Below are 6,080 nucleotides of genomic sequence, written 5' to 3'. Positions count from 1 at the left end.
CAGCTCAGAAAGCTCAGGCCGCTAAAAAGCACCACAAAGCTGCCAAGAAACCAGTCGCTCAGAAAGCTCAGGCCGCTAAAAAGCACCACAAAGCTGCCAAGAAACCAGTCGCTCAGAAAGCTCAGGCCGCTAAAAAGCACCACAAAGCTGCCAAGAAGCCAGTCGCTCAGAAAGCTCAGGCCGCTAAAAAGCACCACAAAGCTGCCAAGAAAGCCGCTGCTCCTAAAGCGTAATTTTCGCAGACGGGCGGACAGCCGCCCGAAACAAGTTCCCTAACTCAAACACCCGGATAATCCGGGTGTTTCTTTCCCGGAGTCTCGGATGATGGTGCGCCGCTATTTATTCGAAATCATTCTGGTTGTGATGATCCTTTGCGGTGTGATTGCCGCCAGCTTCTACATCTGAACCCTGTAGCGTGCTGATATTCCAAATTAATCTCCCTTTTTCAGCGCTATCCGTCTATAGTTACTCCATTAGCGTAATCACCTTTAATGCTTCTCCAGCCCGAGAGAAATATGCGCCTGACTGCTGTGTTATTAATGGGTCTTCTCGCTTTTTCGTACCAAACCCAAGCCGATGATGATGCCCAGAGTGAAGCCGACACCAAGACGCTGTTTTTCGGTAAAGACGACCGCCTGCCGGTCAGCAATACGGCCAGTCAGCCGTGGGAAGCCATCGGCCAGCTTGAAACGGCCAGCGGCAACCTGTGCAGCGCCACGCTGATTTCCCCTCACCTTGCCCTGACCGCCGGTCACTGCCTGCTCGCGCCGCCGGGAAAGATGGATAAAGCCATCGCGCTGCGGTTTGTTGCCGGAAATTACGGCAAGTGGCGCTATGAAATTCACGATATTGAAGGCCGGGTGAACCCGACGCTGGGGAAAAAACTGAAGGCCGATGGCGATGGCTGGATTGTTCCGTCATCCGCTGCGCCCTATGATTTCGGGCTGATTATCTTACGTAATCCCCCTTCCGGCATTGTTCCCATACCCCTGTTTGACGGCACGCGCGGCGAGATGACGGCCGCGCTGAAGGCCACCGGCCGCAAAGTGACCCAGGCGGGCTATCCGGAAGATCACCTGGATACGCTTTACTCACACAGTGATTGCCTGATCACCGGTTGGGCGCAGAAAACCGTGCTGTCGCACCAGTGCGATACCCTGCCGGGAGACAGCGGCTCCCCGCTGCTGCTGAAGGTCAACGGCGACTGGCAGCTGATTGCGGTACAAAGCTCCGCTCCCGCGCCGAAAGACCGTTATCTGGCCGATAACCGCGCGATTGCCGTCACGGCATTTCGCGACAGTCTGGAAGAGCTGGCTAAATAGCCGTTGAAGAGCCGGCATACGGCTCTTCAATTCGCTTAATTTCAGAAAAAAATCATACCGTCATAAGGACGATCTCTGCACGCCATCAGGCGGCTGTTCAAATCCCCGTCATGAATCTCCAGTTTGTGCCCGTCGGGATCTAAAAAGTAGACCGACTTCCCTTCGCTTTTGTTGATCTTCCACTCCGTCACGCCCGTTGCTCTCAGACGAGCAGCAAACTCATCAAAGTCCTCACGGCTAACGCTAAAAGCGTAGTGGGTGTAATCCTCGCCGGACAGTACGGTATCCGCAGAAAGGCACAGCCACAGCCCATCCAGTGAAAGATAGGCACCGCGCGACCATTTCGCCTTTGGGGTAAAACCCAGCGTATTGACATAAAAATCAAAGCTTTTCGCCACGTTGCTAACGGCGAGGGTGATGTGGTTAAGTCCGATCAGCATGCTGTAACTCTTCTGCGGGATTGAGAGATGTTCAATTTAGCATGGTTGATGTATTCGGAATCAATATGGATGGGAGTTGTTCAACCGGTGTGGAGTTCGAATTGTGAGCTATAGGTGTTTTTACTGCTCAAAGTGTAGGTATTCTGATTGCTGCAGAAAATGCATGAAATTTTCTTGATTTATCTGGGTAAGTTATGTTAATAAAATTAACCAATTTAAAACCCATAGAACCAAAGTAAGCTCAAGAGGAATTATCCTAATAAAAATGATGTTTGGTTTATTCACAGCATTAGTTGTCCAGTTCGAGATGGAACTATCACATAAAAGTTGATCAACCTTAACTTAGAGGTATACATGGAGATTAGTGAAAAACTAGCTGCGCTTTCTGGGAAAATAAAAAGCCAGTCACATATGATACAGACTGAAGAAGCAACAAAAGCAGCTTTTGTAATGCCCTTCATCAGTAACATCCTTGGTTATGATGTTTTCGATCCTGAAGAGGTAACGCCAGAGTATATTTGTGACATAGGAACGAAAAAGGGCGAAAAGATAGACTACGCAATCAAAAAAGACAATAACATACAAATCCTTATAGAATGTAAGAAAATTGGTGAATCACTTTCCATTAATCATGCCATGCAACTTTTTAGATACTTCCACGTTACTAGTGCGCGAGTTGCTATTCTCACTAATGGGCAGTGTTATAAATTCTTCACAGATCTGGATACTCCTAACAAGATGGATGAAAAGCCATTTCTTGAATTAGATCTGTTAGACATTGATGAATACGCAATCCCTGAAATAATAAAACTCAATAAAAAGACGTTTGATGTTGAGTCAATTGTAAACGCAGCAGGGGAATTAAAGTATGTCAGCCAGATAAAAAAAGTCATTGGCCTTATTCTTAATGAAGGTGATGATGACTTCACAAAATATATCGCATCTAAAGTTTACGATGGTGTTGTAACGCAAAAAGTAAGAGAGCTTTTTTCCGTTCTCATTAAGAAAGGTGCTACTCAATATCTTAACGATCAATTAAATATTCGACTTAAAAACGCCATGTTTAACACAAGCGGCGGCCCTGACGAATCCCCTCCAGAAAAAGAAACAGCAATTGAAGCGTTAGATGACGACGATATTGAAACAACAGAGGATGAAATTAATGGATACCTCATTGTAAAAGCAATTGCCAGCAAATCTGTTTCCCCTTCCAGAGTTGCCATCAGAGATTCAAAGTCATACTGTGCAATACTCTTCGACAACAACAATCGAAAACCAATTTGTAGATTTAGATTCAACACAGCCCAAAAATACCTCAGTCTTTTTGATTCTGATAAAAAAGAATTAAAAATCGCAATCGATGAGCTAGATGATATATACGCGCATGCCGATGCAATTCTTGCCACAATTGAAGGGTATTTAGTCGCCTGACAAACCTCCGAGCATAAGAACATCTGCATCTAATGTTCGGAGGCCGCTGATTGAACTTTAATAACCCAGCTCACTCATTTGAAATAGTGATAATTTATTTAAAACGTCAGAAATGACATAACTCAGGCTGAATTCACCCTGAGTTTCCGGAAAGAAGAAATCGTTTTGTTTATCATTGCATTAATTTCGGCCCAGGGTCAAACTCCCCCTGGACCTTACTAAAGCATAGAACTAATACGGGTCTGCCTACTCGCCCCACACATTAAACTAAGAATGAAAAGTCAGACCGGATTATCATCTACACGCCGTTCACAAAATGAATTATCCACTGCGACGGTTTATCGAAAGGAATAACGCCAAACAGCATCGCATCATTGCCAGACACCCACACTGGGAATAGCGCTAACAATAACGTAGTTAACATCAAGGTCAGTAGTATACTCACAAGCCAGCGGCTTTTAATGAGCTTTTGATTACGACTCCAGTTGGCAAGATGTTTCCCCAGCCGCCACTTGATCCATCCTCGTCTCCAGCCATAACCCAGCGCAGGAATCGCCACGGCTAGGACCACGGCAAAAAATCCACAGAAACGTGCCAGCACCTGCAGTGATAGCAAAATATGTTGCTGACTGTCCCAGCGCGTAAACGGGGTAAGATAGACCTGTCCTGTTTCCAGATTTGGATACCATGCATGAATATAGGCCGTATAGAACGGCATCAGCAGGTAAACGATCAGGGAACTGCAAATCCCCCACTTCACGACGGACCAGTTCTGAACGGCGGTCACGATCTTTGTCAGACTGGTGAGCGCTTCCCTGATATAGGTGGTTGAGAACGCACGATTAAGCTGTTCCCCGATCGCCTCTTCTGATTCATCCTTTTTGTTCGCATCCAGCATCTTCTGATGCGCTTCTGATTCAACGAAAGTGGTAATCGCCTTACGGCTGGACAGCGCGATAAAGGGATTGAGTAACTTTCCCTTCGTTGCACTGTAAACGAGATTATTAAGATCGCTTTTGAGCATCAGCTCAATCACATGTCCCGAATCGAGGATAGTTGGATCCTTACCGTAAATAATCCAATTAATATTGGGATGGTCTTCTTTCGCCTGCGGCAGCGGGCTGTGGAAGCGGGCAAAAGGAATGTTGGCATTGAAAATTAATTTTATACTGCGCGTTTCCTCATTGCTGTCTACCGTTGCCAAAGTAACATTGCCGAACTGTTCAATATTGTGAATATTCGCTTTGTAAAGTCCATCAATAATATATTTCTGAACATCTTCTCTGAAATAAACAAACTGATAGTCCGGCACCACCACGCTGACGAGTTCGGTAATTTTGGTGAGAATGCCCTCGCCGTTACATCGACCGCACTGCTGAGCTCCCGAACCCCGACATTCACTACATTCCACCTGGCCATGTCCATAACAGGACGAGCAGCTTTCATAATAATTTTCGTAACGAGTTTCCTTAGTGTAAGAATCGTAATGCTGCCGCTGCCTCATTACCTGCCCGCTGCCGCTGCAGCCAAAACAGGACTTCTTGCCAGACCCACTGCACCCTGAACAACTGACATGTCCACGACCATGACAGTTATCGCAATCATCCGTATGGCAGATATGTCGTGGATGTGAGTAGATTGGCATGGCTTTGCGAATTTCACCAAAGGGGCGAGAGAGCACCATTGCGCCGGCTTGGGGTAACGTTTCTTCCCTTGATAAGACGGCGCGAGTTTCCGCTATGAGTGCTTGCTCATAGTCTGCAGCATGGGAAAAAACTAACCTGCTTTCGGTTTCTGATAATGAACCGGGCTGTGTCCTGTTTTTTTCTTCAACCCGAACAGCAAGATTCAAACGGACCTGAAAATCAAAATCTATGTATTCCTCTAATGTCAGGTCAAGTTTATCTGACGCTAATCGGGTGGAGTTTTCGATGAAACCCTGTATTGTGCCTTCACAGGATGACAGCCAATTCTCTTTTTCCATCATGATACCATTCATCAAATAAAGGCCTGAGTTGTCGGGTAAATAAAGTCCAGTCCGGAACGACCGGACATGGCTTGACGATCTTTACTTAGATAGTGAACCGGTCAAATTAACCACATCGCCTTTCTTATACTTCAGAATATCGTTCTCTAATCCAGAATAATATTCGATATGGAAGAGAGATCAACAGCGCTTGAATGCTGGGACGCGGTTGAACTACCGGTTGTCGCATTCATCTTTTTATTGAAGTCAGTGATGGATGAGTCGATATTTTTAACACCATCCTGAAATTGCTGACAGCCAGTGAGTGCAAATAACATGACTAATGGGGTATAATTTTTAGCTTAGCGTACTTTACGGCCGGGCATACAAAGTCTGCAAATCATTTTTACCAATTGATAATAAAAAAGATGATAGTTGATAACTATTATCACTGGAAGATTTTCTTGAGTAAAACCGCAGCAGTGGCATATGGCATGCTTTTATGAAGCGGTAGAAGCGGATTGCGCCCGATTAATCACCTCCCGTTATTAACTATTTGATTTATGGGTGTGCGTTCAAAAATAGTTTACTGAAGTTATCGTTACGAGGATTTCAAATGAAAATAATACATGGATGGATCCAACTTGATACTTATGAGCGTAAACCTTGTCAATATTAGCATTAGCAAACTCATCAAAGCACAAAGCAATTTTTCACATTGCGTTGGCTGCTCTTCTTCTGATCCCAGCATTGCCCTTTGCCTACATGGCATCCATCAACTACCGCTATATCAATATATTCACCACCGGCATTTTATGTAGACATTAAGCGGCAGTGTAAATCCTGGTTGAACGTTTTTGAACAGGGGGTTGGGAAACAACGCTAGCGCCGCTATCCAACAGGCTTACGCTTTTATTGATG

The 6,080-nt window shown here is 45.4% G+C and carries 4 protein-coding genes and 1 pseudogene (1 of these 5 cut by a window edge); 3 read left to right on the top strand and 2 right to left on the bottom strand.

Annotated elements, in window-relative coordinates; all coding sequences use genetic code 11:
* Positions 1 to 101: pseudogene (gene asr / locus EC836_RS24900) on the top strand (acid resistance repetitive basic protein Asr); its annotated part reaches 448 nt to the left of the window's first position; the annotation flags it as partial.
* Between the two features lie 414 nt (positions 102 to 515).
* A complete protein-coding gene (locus EC836_RS02345) occupies positions 516 to 1,322 on the top strand; it encodes a serine protease (protein ID WP_123329762.1) in 807 nt (268 codons plus the stop codon).
* A gap of 41 nt (positions 1,323 to 1,363) precedes the next feature.
* Here EC836_RS02345 and fos read toward each other — a convergent pair whose 3' ends face one another.
* Complete coding sequence (gene fos, locus EC836_RS02340; RefSeq protein WP_123329760.1) at positions 1,364 to 1,762, bottom strand: fosfomycin resistance glutathione transferase; 399 nt, start codon at positions 1,760 to 1,762, stop codon at positions 1,364 to 1,366.
* A 354-nt stretch (positions 1,763 to 2,116) separates the two neighbouring features.
* On the opposite strand from fos, the gene EC836_RS02335 reads away from it, so the two are divergent.
* The gene (locus tag EC836_RS02335) at positions 2,117 to 3,193 is read left to right on the top strand and encodes a type I restriction enzyme HsdR N-terminal domain-containing protein (protein ID WP_123330720.1); all 1,077 of its coding nucleotides are present in this window, start codon (positions 2,117 to 2,119) and stop codon (positions 3,191 to 3,193) included.
* Positions 3,194 to 3,491: 298 nt separating this feature from the next.
* On the opposite strand, the gene EC836_RS02330 is transcribed toward EC836_RS02335, so the two are convergent.
* On the bottom strand, positions 3,492 to 5,180 hold the full coding sequence (locus EC836_RS02330) for a hypothetical protein (RefSeq protein WP_148050350.1): 1,689 nt from the start codon (positions 5,178 to 5,180) through the stop codon (positions 3,492 to 3,494).
* Positions 5,181 to 6,080: the final 900 nt, after the last annotated feature.

The sequence above is a fragment of the Erwinia sp. JUb26 genome, assembly GCF_003751505.1.
In the GTDB taxonomy this organism is placed as follows: Bacteria; Pseudomonadota; Gammaproteobacteria; order Enterobacterales; family Enterobacteriaceae; genus Erwinia.
This window is presented reverse-complemented; position numbering and strand designations above follow the sequence as displayed.